The organism is Mesorhizobium sp. YL-MeA3-2017 (assembly GCF_030814575.1).
Lineage (GTDB): Bacteria > Pseudomonadota > Alphaproteobacteria > Rhizobiales > Rhizobiaceae > Mesorhizobium > Mesorhizobium terrae.
This window is the reverse complement of sequence record NZ_JAUSVH010000001.1, coordinates 3,819,631-3,838,516: the sequence shown is the minus strand read 5'-3', so window position 1 is coordinate 3,838,516 and position 18,886 is coordinate 3,819,631. Positions and strand designations below refer to the sequence as shown.

The 18,886-nt window shown below is 61.1% G+C and carries 17 protein-coding genes; 12 read left to right on the top strand and 5 right to left on the bottom strand.

Annotated elements, in window-relative coordinates; all coding sequences use genetic code 11:
* Positions 1–406: 406 nt before the first annotated feature.
* Positions 407–1,321 (bottom strand): LysR family transcriptional regulator, encoded by a 915-nt coding sequence (locus QFZ88_RS18345; protein ID WP_065997545.1) that lies wholly within the window; start codon positions 1,319–1,321, stop codon positions 407–409.
* Positions 1,322–1,475: 154 nt separating this feature from the next.
* Here QFZ88_RS18345 and QFZ88_RS18340 point away from each other — a divergent pair, with 154 nt between their 5' ends.
* The 5 genes from QFZ88_RS18340 (at position 1,476) to QFZ88_RS18320 (ending at position 5,663) form a co-directional block, all read left to right on the top strand.
* A complete protein-coding gene (locus QFZ88_RS18340; protein ID WP_065997547.1) occupies positions 1,476–1,694 on the top strand; it encodes a helix-turn-helix domain-containing protein in 219 nt (72 codons plus the stop codon).
* A gap of 336 nt (positions 1,695–2,030) precedes the next feature.
* Entirely contained in the window at positions 2,031–2,690 is a 660-nt protein-coding gene (locus tag QFZ88_RS18335) for an ABC transporter permease (protein WP_065997548.1), read from the top strand.
* A gap of 12 nt (positions 2,691–2,702) precedes the next feature.
* A complete protein-coding gene (locus tag QFZ88_RS18330; protein WP_065997549.1) occupies positions 2,703–3,446 on the top strand; it encodes an ABC transporter permease in 744 nt (247 codons plus the stop codon).
* A gap of 44 nt (positions 3,447–3,490) precedes the next feature.
* Positions 3,491–4,339 (top strand): transporter substrate-binding domain-containing protein, encoded by an 849-nt coding sequence (locus tag QFZ88_RS18325; RefSeq protein WP_137901750.1) that lies wholly within the window; start codon positions 3,491–3,493, stop codon positions 4,337–4,339.
* Positions 4,340–4,418: 79 nt separating this feature from the next.
* Positions 4,419–5,663, top strand: coding sequence for a CapA family protein (locus QFZ88_RS18320; protein WP_065997550.1), 1,245 nt, complete (start codon positions 4,419–4,421; stop codon positions 5,661–5,663).
* Between the two features lie 48 nt (positions 5,664–5,711).
* On the opposite strand, the gene QFZ88_RS18315 is transcribed toward QFZ88_RS18320, so the two are convergent.
* Positions 5,712–6,194 carry a helix-turn-helix domain-containing protein gene (locus QFZ88_RS18315; protein WP_245317478.1) on the bottom strand — a complete coding sequence of 161 codons (483 nt, stop codon included), beginning with the start codon at positions 6,192–6,194 and terminating at the stop codon, positions 5,712–5,714.
* 124 nt (positions 6,195–6,318) lie between these two features.
* Between QFZ88_RS18315 and QFZ88_RS18310 the strand changes: the two genes are divergently transcribed.
* On the top strand, positions 6,319–6,555 hold the full coding sequence (locus QFZ88_RS18310) for a helix-turn-helix domain-containing protein (protein WP_065997551.1): 237 nt from the start codon (positions 6,319–6,321) through the stop codon (positions 6,553–6,555).
* A 22-nt stretch (positions 6,556–6,577) separates the two neighbouring features.
* On the opposite strand, the gene QFZ88_RS18305 is transcribed toward QFZ88_RS18310, so the two are convergent.
* Positions 6,578–7,084: a hypothetical protein gene (locus QFZ88_RS18305; protein WP_065997552.1), complete on the bottom strand. Its 507-nt coding sequence runs from the start codon at positions 7,082–7,084 to the stop codon at positions 6,578–6,580.
* Positions 7,085–8,175: 1,091 nt separating this feature from the next.
* On the bottom strand, positions 8,176–9,069 hold the full coding sequence (locus QFZ88_RS18300) for a restriction endonuclease (protein WP_245317479.1): 894 nt from the start codon (positions 9,067–9,069) through the stop codon (positions 8,176–8,178).
* Between the two features lie 68 nt (positions 9,070–9,137).
* Between QFZ88_RS18300 and QFZ88_RS18295 the strand changes: the two genes are divergently transcribed.
* The 6 genes from QFZ88_RS18295 to QFZ88_RS18270 all read left to right on the top strand — a co-directional run bounded on the left by QFZ88_RS18295 (position 9,138) and on the right by QFZ88_RS18270 (position 17,914).
* Positions 9,138–10,088: a Hachiman antiphage defense system protein HamA gene (locus tag QFZ88_RS18295; protein WP_245317480.1), complete on the top strand. Its 951-nt coding sequence runs from the start codon at positions 9,138–9,140 to the stop codon at positions 10,086–10,088.
* Complete coding sequence (locus QFZ88_RS18290; RefSeq protein WP_065997554.1) at positions 10,072–13,590, top strand: DEAD/DEAH box helicase; 3,519 nt, start codon at positions 10,072–10,074, stop codon at positions 13,588–13,590. Before QFZ88_RS18295 ends, QFZ88_RS18290 begins: the two co-directional genes overlap by 17 nt.
* 496 nt (positions 13,591–14,086) lie before the next feature.
* A complete protein-coding gene (locus QFZ88_RS18285; protein WP_065997556.1) occupies positions 14,087–15,052 on the top strand; it encodes an ABC transporter substrate-binding protein in 966 nt (321 codons plus the stop codon).
* 19 nt (positions 15,053–15,071) lie between these two features.
* Positions 15,072–16,076, top strand: a complete 1,005-nt coding sequence (locus QFZ88_RS18280; RefSeq protein WP_065997559.1) for a FecCD family ABC transporter permease — start codon at positions 15,072–15,074, stop codon at positions 16,074–16,076.
* Positions 16,073–17,107: a FecCD family ABC transporter permease gene (locus tag QFZ88_RS18275; protein WP_065997561.1), complete on the top strand. Its 1,035-nt coding sequence runs from the start codon at positions 16,073–16,075 to the stop codon at positions 17,105–17,107. The genes QFZ88_RS18280 and QFZ88_RS18275 overlap by 4 nt, the downstream gene beginning before the upstream one ends.
* A 9-nt stretch (positions 17,108–17,116) precedes the next feature.
* Entirely contained in the window at positions 17,117–17,914 is a 798-nt protein-coding gene (locus QFZ88_RS18270) for an ABC transporter ATP-binding protein (RefSeq protein ID WP_065997563.1), read from the top strand.
* Here QFZ88_RS18270 and QFZ88_RS18265 read toward each other — a convergent pair.
* Entirely contained in the window at positions 17,898–18,587 is a 690-nt protein-coding gene (locus QFZ88_RS18265; RefSeq protein WP_065997565.1) for a class I SAM-dependent methyltransferase, read from the bottom strand. The two genes, QFZ88_RS18270 and QFZ88_RS18265, sit on opposite strands and share 17 nt — an antisense overlap.
* Positions 18,588–18,886: the final 299 nt, after the last annotated feature.

The window sequence follows — 18,886 nt, the reverse complement described above, 5'->3', positions numbered from 1 at the left end:
GTGGCACCCAAAAAGTTGCACCGCGTCCGCTCGCGGGCGCTGATGGCGTTCCGCCGGGCATTTCACCTAAGATGGCCAGGCTCGCTTGTCGTTTCTGACCGCACGCTCGCGAGCACGGAGTTATCGGTCTTCCCACTCGACCAGGTATCTTGCAACCGGCGATCGGCATCGAGCCCGCAATCAAGCTGCCGGTCGTAAATCCTCAAATTGCTTTCATGACCGTCGCCCCAGGTGTTGGACCGTACGACGCTTTCCTCGTAGCCAGCAGCCTTGTTCGGCCTAGCGAGCCATAATATCCTAGTCGAAGGGTTGCGGCATCCTGTTCGTTCAGTCGCTTCTGCGCGGGGAACGGGACGAAAATATCCGATCGAGGCGGCGGGTGATCGATGCCTGAGAACTGGCGTCTTCAATCGCCACACGCCGAAGCGGCGAAGGTTGACAGGATCGCCTCCAGAGAAATCTTCAGAGCATCCGGGAACACCCGGCCTTTCTGCCAGATCGCGACGTAGTGATAGAGCGCCGAGGGTTCCACGGGCCGTGCCTGCAGGCCGAATGCCGCATATTCGCGCGCCAGGATTTCGTTGCTGATCGAAACCCCAAGTCCTGCCGAAACGAAACCCGCTTCGTGGCCGCTGGAATCGTATTCGACCAGTATGTCCGGCTCGATGCCTTCGAAGCGCAGCGCGTTCATGTTCATCTGATGCGATGCGAAGCGTGGATCGATGTCCACGATCGTTTCGCCCGCCAGGTCGTTTGTCTCGACGCGCTCCTGTCTCGAGAAACGATGGCCCGGATGAAACACGCAGACATTACGCGCCGATCCGAGCGGCGCCCAATCGAACAGCCGCGGGTCGACGGGGAGCCGCGATATTCCGAGATCGGCGCGACCGGCGAGGATGTGCTCGCCGATCTGGTCGTAGGTCCCTGAGATCGTCCGGACATTCGAGCTGGTTTTCGCGCGGATGATCGCAACCACCTTGGGGAGGGTGACAAAACCGAAAACGGCGGGGGTGGCGATGGCGATGCGCTGGCGGCCGTCATTCTTCATCGCGAAGATCGACGCTTCCAGCCGTTCGAGGGAGTTCAGCGCCAGCTCGACGTTGCGCAGCAATTCCCATGCTGTGGGCAAAGGCTGGATGCGATTGGTCGAGCGTTCGAACAGGGCAATGCCAAGCGTGGCCTCCAGCTGCTTGACGTGCTGGCTGATCGCCGGCTGACTGACGCCAAGCGCGGCTGCGGCGCGTCTGGTCGAGCCGGCACGCAGCACTTCGCGAAAGACCTGCAGCTGCCGCAGCTTCAATCCGTTGTGCAACAACTCCATTTCGCGCGTTCCTGAGAAACCGGCCCGGTCGGGCGTCGATCCGCCGACGACCCAGCATGGAAGCTGTAACCTGCTGGAAACAATCTCGAATCCCTCACACTATAGTCATTATAGTGACTGGTAAAGTCCACCGTTTGCTTATCGCTATGCGCGCATGCGGCTGGTGGAGATATTCGGAGCAAATGTGCGCAGGGTCCGTCTGCAGCGCAAAATGACTCTCGAAGCGCTCGCCGCCGAAGCCGACCTCGCCTACAGCTATATGGGCGGGATCGAGCGAGGGCAGCGCAACCCCAGCCTGAGCGTTGTCGAGCGGATCGCCCAGGTGCTGGAAACCGACCCACAGACACTGATGCTCGAGCGTTCCAGGGATTGAACCGGCCCTCGGCAACACAAGTGGGGGCCTAACGGCACACAGCCGGCATCGCCCAGAGACTGGCCTGCGCCTCGCAGGCATCCGCGCCAAAGCCGGGCCGGCCGCGAAGACATCTCCAAATATCCATAGATACTCTCCAATTATATAATCGCTCGTTATAGTGCAAATAGTTGAATTTATAGATTGAATTGCGATCTCCAGGCGATATCGTGACCTGATGAGGCAAAGTTAATCTTAAGGTAATACAATTAAGAACTGCAACCTCAGATTGGCGATCAAGCAATCCAGACCGTGATCTGGGTTCATTCGAAAAAAGAACAGCAACAGAGGCAGGTAATGAGCGGCTTCGCGAGCCAGTTCTTTGGCGCGTTCGCGATCACGGTTGGGCTGGCTCTGGTCAGCGGGGTCGTGGGGACTACGCTTGGACTGGCGCTGGCCATTGCGAAGACCAGCGCCGACTCCCGGGTGGCCGCCCCGATCACGGTCTACACGACCGTCGTCCGTGGCGTCCCGGAACTCGTCATCATCCTGCTTATCTTCTTCGGCGGGACGGCGCTCGCCAGCGCGGTCACCGGCCAGTATGTCGAGGTCAATGCATTCAGTGCCGGCATTGTCGCACTCTCGGTCGTCTTCAGCGGCTACGTCACCGAAGTGTTCCGAGGCGCCATTGCGGCGATCCCCGCCGGCCAGGCCGAGGCGGCGAAGTCTCTCGGGCTCAGCGCCTGGCAGCGATGGCTTCTGGTGATCACGCCACAGATGTGGCGGCTCGCCCTGCCCGCCTACGGCAATCTCTGGATCTCGCTGTTCAAGGACACCGCCCTGGTTTCGGTCATCGGACTGACGGACGTCATGCGCGTCGCCTTTGTCGGCGCGGGCTCGATGCGGGCTCCCCTCGCCTTCTATCTCGCGGCATCGGCGCTCTATCTCAGCCTGACGACGGCAACGCTGCTGTCGGTCCGCCTGGCCGAGCGGCGCTACCCAGCCCTTGATCGATAGGGAGGAGCCATCATGGACCTCAGTATGATGATCGAGGCCGTCGTGGTTCTGTCTTCCGGCCTGAGGCTCACGCTCACCCTGACGATCCTGGCGCTGGCGACGGGCTTTGTAATCTCTGTGCCGCTCGCCTTCGTGCGTGCTTTCGCCCGCCCTGCCCTGTCGCTCAGCGTGCTCGCCTACACCTACGTCTTCCGTGGCACGCCGATGCTGGTGCAGCTGTTCCTCGTCTATTACGGCCTCGGCCAGATCGAGGCGGTGCGGACAAGCATCTTCTGGGTCGTCCTGCGAGACCCGTTCTGGTGCGCGCTGCTGACCTTTTCGTTGAACAGCGCGGCGCACACCACCGAGATCCTGTGCCGCGGTCTCCAGTCGGTGCCCAAGGGGATGACGGAAGCGGCTGCGACGCTCGGCCTGAAACGCTTCCAGATCGCCCGTCTCGTCACCTTTCCAATTGCGTTGCGGATCTCGCTGCCGGCCTACGGCAACGAGGTGGTGAGCATGATCAAGGGCTCGTCGCTTGCCAGCACCGTAACGCTGCTGGAAGTCACCGGCATGGCGCGGCAGATGGTGTCCACGACCTTCGCGCCCTACGAGATCTTCATCGTCGCCGGCGCCATCTACCTTTTGCTGACATCGGTTGTCGTGAAGGCAATCCGGTTCCTCGAACGCCATCTCGCCACTGACGGCAGTCGCCGACAAAGACGCGGCTCGCGCCTGGCGCCCGCCCTGCCCGATGCCGGGGTCACGACGCCGTGATCCCAAGCTTTCCTGATTTCCAACGAAACGAAGAGGGGTGCCCTATGCGCATGGTTTTGGCCGGTACGGTGTTTGTCGCTTGCATGATGCCGGCATTGACCGCCCGAGCGGAGGATCCACGGGTGATCACGATTGCCACCGAGGGCGCGTCGCCGCCCTGGGACGGAACCAATGAGAAAGGTGAGCTCTACGGCTACGACATCGATGTCGGCCGCGAACTGTGCCGCCGCATCAAGGCCGAATGCAGGTTCGTTGCCCAGGACTGGGACGGCATCATCCCTGCCCTGCTCGTGGGCAAATACGATGTGATCATGTCCGGCATGGCGATCACGGAAAAACGCAAGAAGTCGATCGCATTCTCCAACCCCTACGCCGCCGGCTACAACCAGCTGGTCATCCGCAAGGAACTGCAACTCGATCCGGGCGACATCAAACAGAGGCTCAACCTGTCCGCCGTCGACGATAAGGGAAAGGCCACCATCGAACGGCTGCACGCAACGCTGAGCGGAAAGACGATGGGCGTGCTGCGCTCTTCGAATTCGGAGGCGGTGCTGAAGGAGCTCTTCGGCGATGTCGTCACACTCCGCAGCTATGACAGCCTGGACAACCTCAAGCTCGATCTGGCGGCCGGCAGGGTCGACGGCGGCCTGGCCGACTATTTCACATGGCGTGATTTCCTGGAGACGCCCGAGGGTGCCGGTGTGACCTTCTTCGGTCCGCAGGTGAATGGCGGCCTGTGGGGTCCAGGCGTCGGTGCCGGCATACGCAAAGACGACGGCAAACTGCTCGCCAGGTTCAACACGGCGATCGACGGTGCGGTCAGGGATGGAACGATCAAGGCGTTGAGCCAGAAATGGTTCAAGACCGATATCGCACCGGCCATATCGCAATAGCCCGCCATCGACCGCCGCATCGGCACGCGCCGCTGAACATCGCGGCGTCCCTCACCTCATCCATGACAAGGCTGGTTCAATGAAGGATTCCTTCTGCGTGGCTGTGACAGGCCAATCGCTGATCAAGACGGACGTGTCTGATATCCGGGACGGGCGGTTCCTGGAGGTCCTGGACTTCCTTGAGCAAGGCGATGTCGTCTTCACCAATTTTGAATCGACCATCCTCGGGCAATATGGCGGGTGGCCGACCAAGGGGAGGTATTTCGACTATTCCAGGCCGCAGGTTCTGGACGCGTTGCAAACGATGGGTTTCAACACGCTCGCCCTGGCGAACAACCACGCCTTCGATCTCGGACCGGCCGGCGTTCTTTCCACATTGGGGGATGTCTGGGCGCGCGGCTTCCTCCATGCCGGAATCGGAACCGACGAAACGGACGCCATGAAGCCGGGGCGCCAGCGTCTGGGCGGCCGGGACGTGACGCTTTTTGCGATCGATGCCGGACCTGGACCAGCCAATATGTATGCGGGAAACCGGACGGCCGCGCGTCCCGCGCGCCCAGGCGTGAACCGGCTCAAGGCCTCGCGCAAGATCGGGGTGACGGACGACGAGTTCGACTGGCTGGCGATGCTGGGCAGGCAGCTCCAGATGTCCGCGCTGGAACTGGCCAATTACGCGCAGCCAGACGATCCGATGGTGGCCGATGACAGCGAGCTCAATTTCTACGGCACGATCTTCAAGCGAGCCACGAGCCGCGGCCGGGTCATCGAGATCGACCGGGAGAGTGCCGACAGCCATCTCGCCGCGATCCGGCTCGCGGCAGCGCGTGGCGACTTCGTCATGGCCTATCTGCATCACCACCATTGGGAACCGGGTTGGCAGGAGGTTCCGCACTGGGTGCAGGGTTTTGCGCGCCTCTGCATAGACGCCGGCGCCAGCCTGTTTGTCAGCCACGGGGCGCCGGTGCTTCAGGCCGTGGAACTCTATAACGGCGCACCGCTCTTCTACGGTCTTGGAAATTTCCTGTTCCACGTGCCGCCTGAGGAAACGGAGTGGAGCGCGCCGGAAGTCTGGCAAAGCCTTGTCGCGGCCTGCCATTACGACAGCAACGGAAATCTCGACAGTATCGACCTGCTGCCCGTCGTGATCGGCGATGATAACGCGCCGCGCACATCGAGCCGCCTGGTTCCACTGACTGCTACGGGCGATACCGCGAGAGAGATTCTGCAGGGCTTTGCGGCGCGCTCGCGTGCCTTCGGCACGGAGATTGCGATCTCGGGAACATCAGCCCGGATCGCGCTCGCCGCAGCGCGAAAGTTCGGCTGATCAAGACCGAAGAGCCCTTACTGACATGACACGCCAAGGGTGGGTGCGCTAGCTTTCCCGCAGCCCCGCAGCGATCTCTTCGCCCAACGCGGCAATCAATGACGACACGCGGCCGCGCACGCGCGGCGGCAGTTGCATGAGCCCCTCGATCAGGCGCCGCCCCTCCGCGCTGGCGATGAACTCCAGCCGCTCGTCGACCGGCAGAGGCGCAGCCGCGGCAGTGGCCTCGCCATTGCCAGGCAGGCCCTGGAAGAAGCGGCCGGCGGGAACATCCAGCGACCTGCCGATCTCGTAGAGCATGGAAGCGCTGACCCGGTTGCGCGCATTCTCGTATTTCTGAAGCTGCTGGAAGCTGATGCCGATGGAGCGGGCGAGCTGCGCCTGCGAGATATCCGACTGAACGCGGACCGTCGCGATCTGCCTGCCGACATGCTGGTCGGCAGGATGCGGCCCGCTTCCAGCGTTGATCTGCGCTCCAGCCTGGAAACGGCCAAGGCGTTTGGGTTTCGGCAAGGCCCGTCTTTGCTCCAACAGTCCCTCCCCGACCAAGGCCTTAATCGTTAGCCACTCATCCCAAGCGCCAGTTATTACACCTTAAGAGGATGAAAATAACCCTATATGTGGCGAAGACTCTCGGCCTGTCGATTGTGGCGACATGGTCAGTCCACGACAGATTCGAGCCGCGCGGGCTTTGCTTGGTTGGTCGCAGCAGGAGCTCGCAGACAAGGCGATCGTTTCGGTCAACGCCCTCGCCCGGCTGGAGAACGGCAAGGTCGATTCACGCATCAGCACCTTGCAATCGATCGAGTCGGCTCTGATGAAAGCCGGCGTCGAATTCCTGTCCGTCGGTCAAAAAGGCGAAGGTGTCCGGCTCCTGGACCCGAGGGCCTGACCCTCCTGCCAAGCGGGCCATGTCATGCCGAACTGCCTATTCCTGCCTGCCGCGCCGCTCCGTCCGAAAACTGCGGCTCACCCAGCCGGCCGATGCGAATGAGGTCTTCAAGGGCCGATCGTAACTGCGGCCAGGGAAACTCGGCATCGCCCCCACAGGGCTCTCCTTCGCTAAGCACCGCATCCAGTTTGGCCGCGACACCGGCAAGCGACGCAGCCGGCGTCTCGGACAACGCTCCGAGCAGGTCCATCGCATGCTCACCAGCCTCGCTCTCGGCCCGTAACGCTGCCGCGTAGTCACTATCGTCCCCTGCCCCGGAATTCCGATCAGCCTCGAGGCGCTGCTGATGCCGGCAGAGCCGACCAGCCTCCGTGTGAGCCGCGCGCCATTTCCTCCACACGACAGCAGCGGGATCGGACGATTGCTCAACCGCCAAATTGTTGCACAAGAGCGCCGTAGCCGCCCATCCCGCGCTTGCCTTCCTGCGGGTGACGAGAGACAAAGTCGTGGTATTGTCGGAATCGGCCATGATCCGAGCTCCAGACGGCTTGGGGTGGTTAGGCTGAGCGGCGTGATGCAAGCACGTCGTTCGGCTGTAACTGCGAACCATAAATTACGTACATACCGTACATTACGGACAAACTGTTGTCAAACGTGCCAAATTCAAGTGAGTCCAAAACGGAGCGTTTTGAGCTGCGGTTGTCGACCGAACTGCTCGTGCGCATAGACGAGTGGCGTCGGATGCAACCTGATCTTCCCAGTAGATCGGAAGCATTCCGTCGATTGGTCGAAGCAGGTCTTATGACGGATGATCGGAAGTGAACCTAGGATAGTTATCTGAATTGGGCCGTCCCCCTATGAGGCCCGCGTTGCAGAAATGCGGATGGACTCGGCATGTAGATCGCTTCGCGTGTCCCACGAGGTACGCGGGCAATGGCTAGTCCATACTGATCAGCCCATAAATCAGCATTTGTATTCGCCAGAGCAGTAGAGACGAGTGCCGCCGGAAGGGCGGCAATAGAGAATGCAGCGCATAAAGCGTAGAAGTCCCGACATCCGCGGCTGCAATTCAGCTGGCGGGGCTTCGAAGCAAATTCGCGTCCGCGAGATCGGTTCAACAAGGCGGTCTAAGGAGCGTCAGTACGCGACTACGAAGCCGGGACGCGGGGCTGTCCGCCTCCGACGAGCGGTCATTATCGCCTTCCAATTCCTCTCATTCGCTCAGAAAACTTCCCGAACTCAAGCTCGCGATCTTGTCCATCTTGCCAGACCACCCGTCTCAAGTGTGCATAGGAATCCGCGCAACGACCGAGCTGTTGTCCGCAACGGGGCCGCCAGCGGACCGTCGGGTATTGGCCGACGTTGGCGACAAGCTGCCGTTCTGCAGCCAACTTTATTGGCGGAAATTGCCGGCTATCGCTCGCTAAGGGGAGTAGGAACGTTGACCTGCGTTACATCATCTCCCGTCTTCGGTATTCCCCGCGCCGCCCAAATGAACCACATGATAGGTCGGTGAAAGCGTGGCCGTCAGTGTTTCTGCGGGCATCGTGCGGCAACGTGATCAGATGCTCTTCCCATTCCGACTACATGTTTTCTGCGATCGCCATACGGGCTCCGTCCCTATCGCAGCAACGTGTCGATCAGATCGCTGACTCGTCGAAATATGGTGCCGTTTGAGGCCGCTTGTCTGGCTTTCTCGGCGATCACGCGGTCCAGTGGAATCGCATGTTGCAGCGCTTCATAAATGTCGCGGCCATCCATACAGACGATCTTCTTTCCGCGACCGAAAGCAAAGAGTCCGTTTTCCGTAAATCCGCTGTAGCTGATCATAAGGCCTCGACCCCAGGCCGCCTTCTCCTCAACCTTTCCGTGAAACGCTCGCAGTGCGGCAGCATCGGCACACTCGTTCTGCCATTTAGCCTCGAGGAGATAGGTTGACCCTTCAAGCTGGAAACTACCGTCGATCTGTTCGCCCCGGATGCGGAACGGATCCCTGGCCTCCATGCCGTAGGTGTTGAAGAGATCGCGCAGGAACGTTTCGAATGCATATCCCCTTCGCTGGACGTCAGTCATAGCCATGAGCGCCGTAAACCTGGATATCAGACCTGAAATAATCTCAGAAGGAACCGCCACAGCCGCAGAAAACTTCGACGATGAACTGGGTTTACCGTGTTTCCACGTAGATCCGATCGACTGCATGAGAGCAGCCATTTTGGTATGGACGTCGGAGATCGATTCCTTCACGCCGTCACGCTCCATCGCTGCTATGCGATAGTCCCATAGCGTATTGAGAGCCTGGGCAACCTGAGACCTCGGCGCCGTCTGCAGGAAGCACCGCATCCTCTTTCCTTTGGAGCCGCCCTGGACCGACCACAAGGGATCGTCGATGTCGAGTTCGAGCTCCTCCCGGAAGAATTCCGCAAAAGTTCGGTCCGAGAACTTCAGGACATAGCCTCCTCCCATCCAGAGCAGGTCGTCGAGGAGTTGCATCTGCAGTGATTTGAAGTTTGCCATCCGTGCGTAATACCGCGCCGAGCAAAGTTTAGAATTAATGAGGCCGCTACTTCAAGAGGTTGGCAAGAATGGCTGAAGCGCCGAAATCCAGCAACATCGGAATGAAGCGCGGCCGTGTCATTGCGAACCTGTCCGGCGAGGGGCAAGTCGATTTCATAGCCGAAGGAATACCGATCCGGATCCGCCTTTTGTTGACCTCCACAGCCTCTTCCGAAAATATCTCCGAGAGGGGGATGCAGATGGTGCAATTCAACGATTGGTGCGCTTCAGCCGACGGACAGGTCGGCAATCATTTTCGACGAGTGATGACCGGGCAGGTGCCCCAGCTTGTAACCGGCATTCAGGCAACAGCGGCGGTTGTCCCAAGCCACTACGCTTCCGAAGAGCATATGGCGCGTGCGCTTCGACGACTTGGGAAGCCTGCAGCGGCCTCGTTGATCGAGGGCAAACTCCCAACGACGAAAGCCATACGTTCGGGCGATCTTGGCGAGATTTATGCCACCGAATGGATCGATGCCCATAGCGGCGGCTATCACGCACCTATCAAGCGGCTGCGCTGGAAGGATCATCGCAACATGGCGATGCGTGGCGAAGATGTGATTGGCATCCTGCAAGATCCGCAAACACAGCTATTGCGCTTCCTGAAAACCGAGGCCAAGAGCCGGGCAACCCTCACCGCCCAGGTCGTGGCTGAAGCTCGAGCCAATTTGGAGAAGGATGGCGGACTACCTTCTGGGCACGCGCTGTCATACATCTCCGCGCGCTTGCTTGAACTCGGCAATCTCCCGTTGGCAGACGCAATTGACGATGCGTTGCTCAAACACGGAATCCCGACGGCGAGCGTGAGGCACCTGCTTTTCACGTTCTCCGGGAATTCTCCGGAAGCGATGCTCACGGCCTCACTTCAAGCTTATCCGGGCGCCGTCAACCAATGGGGAGTCGGCCTTCGCGTCGACGGCCATGCCGCATTCATCGGTGCCGTGTACGATCAGGTGATCGCCAATGCCAACCACGCCTGATGCTATTGTCGCAGACATCAATTTAGCCGCGTCCGCAGGCTTCCGTGGGCGCCTCATCGCGCGCGGACAAGCGCGGGCGATCATTTGGCGCGATGGTGTCTTGCCACCGGACGCGCCTCCCTTCGCACCCCAGCTCAGCCACGACCTCCATTCTTATGGCTACGCGCTCCTTGGGCTCGGGCTTCGCCTCCGTGAACTCGGAGGTGACGCCGCCCAGGCGCGAACCGCTTTCGAGCAGGCCGCCACGGCACTGGAAGCGGTCATCGCCAAGGGCAACCGTGATGAAGTCGATCGCGACTTCCACTTCGTAATGGCAGCAGCGAGTTATCACCTGGCTCACCTCTCCGCTCGCGCCTACTCGCTGCTTGCGATTGTCGAAGCTGATGAAAACTTCTCGCCGATCGAGCGGGTGCTCGCACAGTTAATGCGGCGGAATTTCGCGGCTCTCAATGCCAGCATCCTCGACTACCGGGTTTCCGGCCAAGGAAGCGATGCCCGGATCGCTGCAGCAATCCAGGCCAACCTCGATGAGATCGAAGCAGCGGCCGATCCAAATGACGAAGGCAATGACTTCGTCTTTGCCGGGCTGGACACGGCGCTTACCGATGCCTTTCTGGCGTCGATGTCCCTGTTCGTTCTGGCCCTAGAACGGGGTGAGCGGGGCCTTGTCGATCAGGCATTGGAGCGACTTCAAGTGAGTCTCTCCATCTGCAGCGAGCTGAATTTGCTGCCGCAATGGTGGGCACATCGCATTGCGATCCACCTTCTTTCGGATCTTTGGTCGAGCACCTTCCATGAGAAGGTCCCACTCCAGTCCGCCGGCGGCGAGGCGGCCGATTGGCCCCGGCTTCGCGAACTGTTCATTGCGCTGTTGCAAAGGCGTCCAAAAGCGGAGGTCGATCTTTGGCCGTCGCAGGTCGAGGCCGCAGCCCGCGCCGTCGATCAATCCGACGATCTAGTGGTCTCGCTGCCGACAAGCGCAGGCAAGACCCGCGTTGCGGAATTGTGCATCCTGCGCTGCCTGGCCGGCGGCCGGCGCGTCGTGTTCGTCACGCCGCTCCGCGCCCTCTCCGCCCAGACGGAAACCACGCTGCAGCGGACCTTCGGCCCGCTCGGGAAGACGATCTCGGCGCTGTACGGCAGCATTGGTGTCAGTGGCTTCGACGAAGACGCAATCCGAGAGCGAGACATAGTGGTGGCGACGCCGGAGAAACTCGACTTCGCTCTGCGCAACGATCCGTCCCTTCTCGACGACGTCGGGCTGCTCGTTTTCGACGAAGGCCACATGATCGGCCTGAATGAGCGCGAGGTGCGCTACGAAGTACAGATCCAACGGCTGCTTCGCCGCCCCGATGCGCACGAGCGGCGGATTGTATGCCTCTCGGCGATCCTACCTGACGGTGATCAGCTCGACGATTTCGCGGCATGGCTGCGCCGCGATCATCCCGGCGGATTGATCAAGAATGACTGGCGTCCGACACGGTTGCGGTTTGGGGAGGTTGTGTGGACATCGCCCACTGCGCGGTTAAACCTTCGCGTTGGCGACGAACGCCCCTGGGTACAGCGCTTCCTCACTGGCGAAGCGCCGCCGAACTGGATTCCGCCGAAGCGTCGCCGAACACGCCTCTTTCCCGACAACCAACGCGAACTCTGCCTGGCGACGGCGTGGCGGCTGAACGAGGACGGGCAGACGGTCTTGATCTTTTGTCCCGAGCGGCGAAGCGTTGAGCCGTTCGCCGACGTGATCGTTGATCTTCATGAACGCGGGGCGTTGCGCTCGCTGCTCGAAGCCGATCCTGCCGTTCTCAACACCGCAATCGCACTGGGCGAGGAATGGTTAGGGCCGAACAGCGCGATCCTCAAATGCCTTCGCCTTGGCGTTGCACTGCATCACGGCGCGTTGCCGACCGCGTACCGCAAGGAGGTGGAACGTCTGCTACGCGATAATGTGCTCAAGGTAACGATCTCCTCGCCGACCCTGGCGCAGGGTCTGAACCTCTCGGCCACGGCCGTCGTGATGCACTCCCTCCATCGCAATGGCCAGAAGATTGAAATCTCTGAATTCAAGAATGTCATCGGCCGGGCGGGCCGTGCCTATGTCGATGTCGAAGGTATTGTGCTTTTTCCGATGTTTGACGACATCGCGAAGAAGCGGCGCAACTGGGAAGAGCTCATCAATGATCTCGGCGCACGGAACATGGAAAGCGGGCTGGCGCTTCTGGTTTGGACGCTTTTGTCCCGCATGCACGCTCGGATCGGAGGCGATCTCAATCAACTCATCGACTACGTCGTCAACAACGCCGCGGCCTGGACTTTCCCTGAGGTTGCGAACGAGGAGCCTGAAGATCGCGAGCGCGCTCTTGCCGATTGGGAGAGGCATGTGGCAACGCTCGACACTGCTATCCTCAGCTTAATCGGCGAAAATGACATCCCTGACGAGGGGATTGAGGCCGCGCTGGACGACATCCTTCAGTCTTCCCTCTGGCAACGGCGCCTACTCCGTCAGAACGAGCAGGTGAGACAGGCCCTCACGGCGGGACTTGTATCCCGCAGCCGGCTTATCTGGGGCCAGTCAACGGCAGCGCGTCGGCGGGGGTATTTTCTGGCTGGAGTCGGGCTCACGACTGGACATGCGCTCGACGCGATCGCCGCAGAGGCAAACCTTCTCCTGATTCAGGCAAACGGGGCTATTTCTGAGGGTAACGCCGAGCCTGCGATCGTCGCAATCACGGCGCTGGCTGAGCGGGTCTTCACCTTCTACCCTTTCACGCCGGACCCCATGCCCGCAAATTGGCGAGACATCTTGCGCGCATGGCTCCTTGGTCAACCGCTTGCCGGCATCGCTGCCGGTCAAGAATCGGAGACGCTGCAGTTCATCGAGGGAGGTCTGGTTTATCGCCTTCCCTGGGCCATGGAGGCGATCCGCGTCCGCGCATCCGCAAATGCCGACACAGTCGGTGTTTTCGATCTTCCCCTCGAGGACCATGAGCTTGGTCTCGCCGTTCCGGCCGTCGAAACCGGCACGCTAAACCGTTCCGCGTCGATCCTCATTCAAGCTGGCTTCAATTCCAGGCTCGCCGCAATCAAGGCTGTCACCGACACAGGCGCTGCTTTCCAGACTGGGCAGGAGCTTCGACTGTGGCTCAATTCGGAAGCCGTAACGGCGCGGAGCGCGCAGCCGGATTGGCCGACCGCGGAGACCAAAGCCATGTGGACGGATTTCGTGCAGAGCTTCACGCCTCCCGAGAATCGTACCTGGGCAGATCGTCGATACTGGGCAAACGTCACATGGCTCGTTGCGCCGCCGCCTTCGGGCACATTGGTGCAGGTTCATCATTGGGGTGGTCAGCCGCGAGTGCTCGCTGCGGACGGCGCACTGCTAGGCACTGTGCAAGCCGCGCTCAACCCGGGAAGGATTGGGCTGTTGCGCGCCCAGGTGGCTCAGGACGTAGGAAGGATCGACATCACCTATCTGGGGCCGGCGGACTTATCCGGCGCATGAAGCGCTACCATTTTTCCGTCGACTGTTCGCAGTGCAAAAGAGGACAAAGATCTTGGAGCGCAGAAGGCGCTCTGCGGGCGGTTTAACAGCCCAACCTGCCGCCACTGGCACCCCACGATACTAAGAGGTAAATCTTCCGGTCGTTTTCGGAGCGCTCGCGGTTCTTTACGCGTGGCGTTAAGGCCATGGCCGCTTTTGGGAATTTGCCAAGCTGCTCCGAATGGCTGGAATGAGGGCGCAAAGCAGACGCGCCTTTGTGTACGCTGCTCTACGCTATAGCCCCCTTTCCCTTGAGACGCCTTTACTTCACCGAACGTGATCGCAAATCAGACTCGCCAGATTGGAGATGGAGGATGCCAGTTCGGTGGAAAGTGAGTTTGCAGCGCGCCCCAGCGGACGCGCGTCCTCGATTTAACGACGAAGACACCAAAAGTGGATTGCGATACTCCTCTTTAATGACTAAAGCGATGCCAGTATTCATGCGGAGGGCATTGCGATGGCGAACGCACCAAGGATGGCACCTCTTTTCGGCCTGCTGGCCGTGGTACTGGCTGGCCCCGCCGGTGCGCAGGACGCCAAGACCCTGACCGTAACCGACGATCGCGGAGTCACTGTGCAGGTTCCGGCTCAGCCGAAGCGCATCGCCTCCATTTCCTATTTCGCGGATGACGTAGCGCTCGCTCTCGGCATCAAGCCTGTGGCGAGCACCTATATGACGGCCGGACGTGAGCCCGATTTCCTGCTCGGCCTGACCAAGGACATGAAGCAGATCGGCCAACGCGCCAAACCGAACCTCGAACTCCTCTCGGAGGCAAAGCCCGATCTGATCGTTGCCATCCGCCGCTACACCGTCGGCAATGCACCCCAACTCGGAAAGATCGCGCCGTACGTTGCCTATAATATGGAGCTCTTGGACGGCAGCGACCGCGAGATCGCCGAACTGTCGAAAATCCTCGGCAATCCTGAGCGCGGCATTCAGTTGAACAAGGAATTTCGCGCTCACCTGGCGGACTTCACCGCCAAAGCGCCGAAGGACACGCATCCGCGCTTCGCGATCATGTGGGGCGGCCAGACACCCTTCGCCTTCCACACCGAAAATACCGCTGCATCCATCGTCGCAGCGATCGGCGGCGACAACATTGCCGGGAAGATGACGCCCGGCCGCGAGTTCGGCATCGATCTGAGCCTCGAGACCATGCTCGAAAAGGACCCGCAAGTCCTCTTCATCTACGATTCCGGTCCCGACCGGCCACACGAGAACAATCCGATCTGGCAGGAGCTCTCCGCGGTCAAGAACAAGCGGGTCTTCTACGTCGGCGATCAATGGGTGGAGACGAACGGTCCGATCGCTCGTGAGATCGTGCTGCGCGAAGCTGCCCACTATCTCTATCCAGATGTGTTCCCGGCGGTCGACGTGAAGGCGGAAGCCGCCAGGATCATCCCGGCCGAGGCTCAGAAGTAACGCGCCGAACCCAACGACGATGGACGCACGGAAATCCTCCATAGCCATCGGCTTCATCGTCGTCGTGACCCTGTCGATCATCCTTCTCGGCCTGATGCCTGGCGCTAGGATGTTGTCGTTCGACGATGTCGTGCGCGTACTCTGGGCACCCGATGGCAAGATCGAATCCATCCTCGTTTGGACCTTGAGGCTGCCCCGAAGCCTCGCCGCCGCGGTTGCAGGTGCGGGTCTGGCCGTCTCGGGCTATCTCCTACAGGCGCTGACCCGCAATCCGCTCGCCGATCCTGGAATCACGGGCGTAACCGCGGGAGCCATCGCCCCGATCGTGGCGTGCTTTGTTTTCCTGCCCTGGTTTTCGTCCGCCTGGTACCCCTTCGTTGGCCTGGTTGGCGGCCTTACCGCCGCGGCGGTAACCTTCTGGGTGGCGCGCGGCGGCAACGGACGCCCGCTGCATCTTGCACTCGGCGGCATCAGCGTTTCGCTGTTCCTCGGTGCCATCACGATCTACGTCCTGCTGCTGGCTGGGCCGCAATCCACAGCCCTTCTGTTCTGGTTGTCGGGCGGCTTTCAAGGGCGGACCTGGGCACATCTCCTCCATATGGTGCCATGGGTGACGCTTGGCGTGGCAGGCGCTCTGTCGCTGCACAGGGTGATCGCCATGTTTGCGCTGAGCGACCATGCCGCCGCGGGCATGGGGCTCCAGCTCAACATTTGGAAACCCGTGCTGCTCATCCTCGCGATCCTGCCTGTGGCCGGCGTTGCCCCGATCGCAGGTCCTGTTGCCTTTGTCGGCCTTGCGGCCCCGCACATGACCCGGCTGCTCGCCCCAAAAGGAACGGCTTGGGAAATCGCGCTCGCGGCAGCCATCGGAGCGCTGGTCGTCACCTGCGCCGACCTGGTCGGCCGCACCGTCGTCATTCCAAAGGAACTGCCCGTCGGCATCATAACGGCACTGCTGGGCGGACCGATCTTCATCTACCTCATCCAGCGCGGCCGGCTCGACTTCAAGGCGCAGCACCCATGACGGGCGTCTCCAGGCTGCCGACCAGATCAAATCTCTGGCTGCTACCGGCCGCCGTCGCATCGGTTCTGTTGTCGCTGGTGGCCGCGGTGTTGCTCGGCGTAGTAGACATTCCCGCCGCGGACGTCATCTCGGTGCTGACGGGCAGCGGTTCGTCGGAGGCACATTCCATCATCTTTGAAATCAGGCTGCCGCGCATCTTCACGGGCATGCTTGCCGGAATCCAGCTGGCGGTTGCCGGCCTGATCCTGCAGACGATCACGCGCAACCCGCTCGCGGACCCTTCGCTGATCGGGGTTTCGCAGGGTGCAACGCTGACGGTGACCCTGTTCCTGCTTTTCACCGTCTATATCTTCAGTCCGGGCTCGAACACTGTGGCCGAACTACCCGTAGCTTGGCTGCCGCTGGCCGGAATGGTGGGCGGCATGGTGGCCGGAGGCATCATCTACCTGCTTGCCTTCCGGCTCGAACTCAGCCCACTACGGATCACGCTGTGCGGCATCGCCATCGGCGCGGTGCTTCACGCCATCGCCATCGGATTGATAGCAGGTTGGGGATCGGCGCGCATCGAGATCATCCTCGAATGGATCTCGGGCAGCCTCTATGCACGCACGTGGGATCATGCGCTTTTCCTGCTGCCTTTCACAGTCGCAGGCCTGGCTGTCCTGCCCTTGATCTATCGCCCGCTGGTGCTGCTGCAATTCGATGCTCCTGTCGCCCGCTCGTTCGGCCTTGCATATCGCCGGCAGTTTTCCGTTCTGCTCCTAGTGTCATGCGCGCTTGCGGCAAGCGCCGTCGGCGTCGTCGGGCCCATCGTCTTCGTGGGGCTGGTCGTGCCGCATCTGGCGCGGTTCCTGGCCGGACGGCATTTCCCGCTGGTTCTTCCCATGACGGTCGCTCTTGGCGCCGTTGTCGTCACGCTGGGCGACCTCGTCGGCCGCCTGCTTGGTGGTGCCGAGGAAGTGCCGATCGGCGTCGTCACGGCACTGGTCGGCGTGCCGGTGCTGCTCGCCCTGCTCCGCAAAGCTCCGTGAGAAAAGCGCATGCCTTTGACCTGCTCGCAATTGTCGGTTCGGTATGGCCAGCGCCAGGCGCTGAGCAGTTTCGAGCTGTCCTTGCAGAAAGGCGAAATCCGGGCGCTGATCGGCCCGAACGGTTCAGGCAAAAGCACGGCCCTGCAAGCGCTTGCCGGCCTCATAACGCCTGCCGACGGACACGCGGCGATCAAGGGTATGCCGGTGGCGTCGATGTCGCGTCGTGCCATAGCCAGGAAGCTCGCCTTCTTGCCGCAGCAACCTTCCGCTCCCGGCGAGATGACGATCGCGCAACTCGTGCGGCAGGGCCGCTTTTCCCATGTTGGGCTCTTCCGGTCCTACGTGCGTCGTGATGAGGAGGCCATCGAATGGGCTCTGGAAAGCACCGGCCTGACCAGTCTGGCGGACCGAACGCTCCAGGAGCTCTCCGGCGGCGAAAGGCAGCGCGCCTGGATATCCGCAGCCCTCGCGCAGGAGGCAGGCATTCTGCTGCTCGACGAACCGACGTCGTTCCTGGATATCGGATATCAGGTGGAGGTCCTGGATCTTGTTCACCGCCTCAGCCGGGAGAAGGGTGTGACGGTCGTCATGGCGATCCACGACATCAACCAGGCGATTGCCGTCAGCGACCGCATCTCCCTGCTCGAGAAAGGAGAACTACGCTTCGACGGCAAGCCAAGGGCGCTGGCCGAGAGCGGCCTGATCGAAAAGACATTCAGGGTGAAAGGGCAGTTCGTCGAGGTCGGCCCCGACAAGCCGCCGCATTTCGACGTCGAACTTGCCCGAGCGCTCAGCCCAGGCGTTTGACGAGACGAAAGATAATCTTTGTCTGGGTGTAGTAGTCGAGGGCGTCGGCGAAATCCGGCGTCCAGCCATCCTCGACGAAGGGGATGAACCCATCATATTCCAGCTTCCGGCCGGAAACCTCGAAACCCGCCTTGGCGAACGTTCGGCCGTAGTCGGAAATCGACCGATCCTGCACGACGGTATTCGTCCGCTTTGCCACCAGTTCGCGCCATTTCGGCCAGAGCGGATTGTCGGTGTGGCAGCCGGTGACAGCGTAGTAGACGCCGCCGGGCTTCAGGGCTTTGAAGATATCCGCGGCATGGGTGTCGATATCCTCGACGAGGTAGATAACCTCGTGGCTTATCGCGAGATCGAATTCCTCGACCCAGCCCTCGACCGTTCCCCCGACGGCGTACTGGATAGGAAGATTCCCTTTGAGGGCCTCGGCCCTGGCTATCGACTGTTCCGCGATGTCGACACCAAGCGCCTTGCGGAACGGCCTGATGGCATGGAGATGGCGCAGCAGACCGCCCTGATTGCAGCCGAAATCGAGGACGCTCTTTTCTGACAGATCGCGTTCGACCATCACGTCGATGAGATGGCGCCAGATCGGCGCATGGCCGTCCGACATGCGGTTTTCCGCGTCGGGGTCAACGTACCAGGTGGTTATGGTTTTCTGGACGCTATCACCCATCTCCGGTCACTCCGATGCGATTCACCAAGTCCATTCTCTTAGGGTGGCCGGAACGATGTGGATAGGTGAAATCAAAGCGATGCCGCCAGCGGAAGCTCCCTTCGGCACTCTGACTTCGAATGTCGTCGTCTGACGCTGCCTCTAGCTCCTTACCGGGAAGGTTCCGTCCGGCAGAGGCCTCGCTGGCGGACATCCGACGCAGGACTGCTCGCTGTTCTGGAGCCAGAAGCGGAACGGCGGCAAAGAGCCTGGAAGCGGACTGGCTTGCCGGCTGCCCGCTGACATATTCGCCAGGTCTG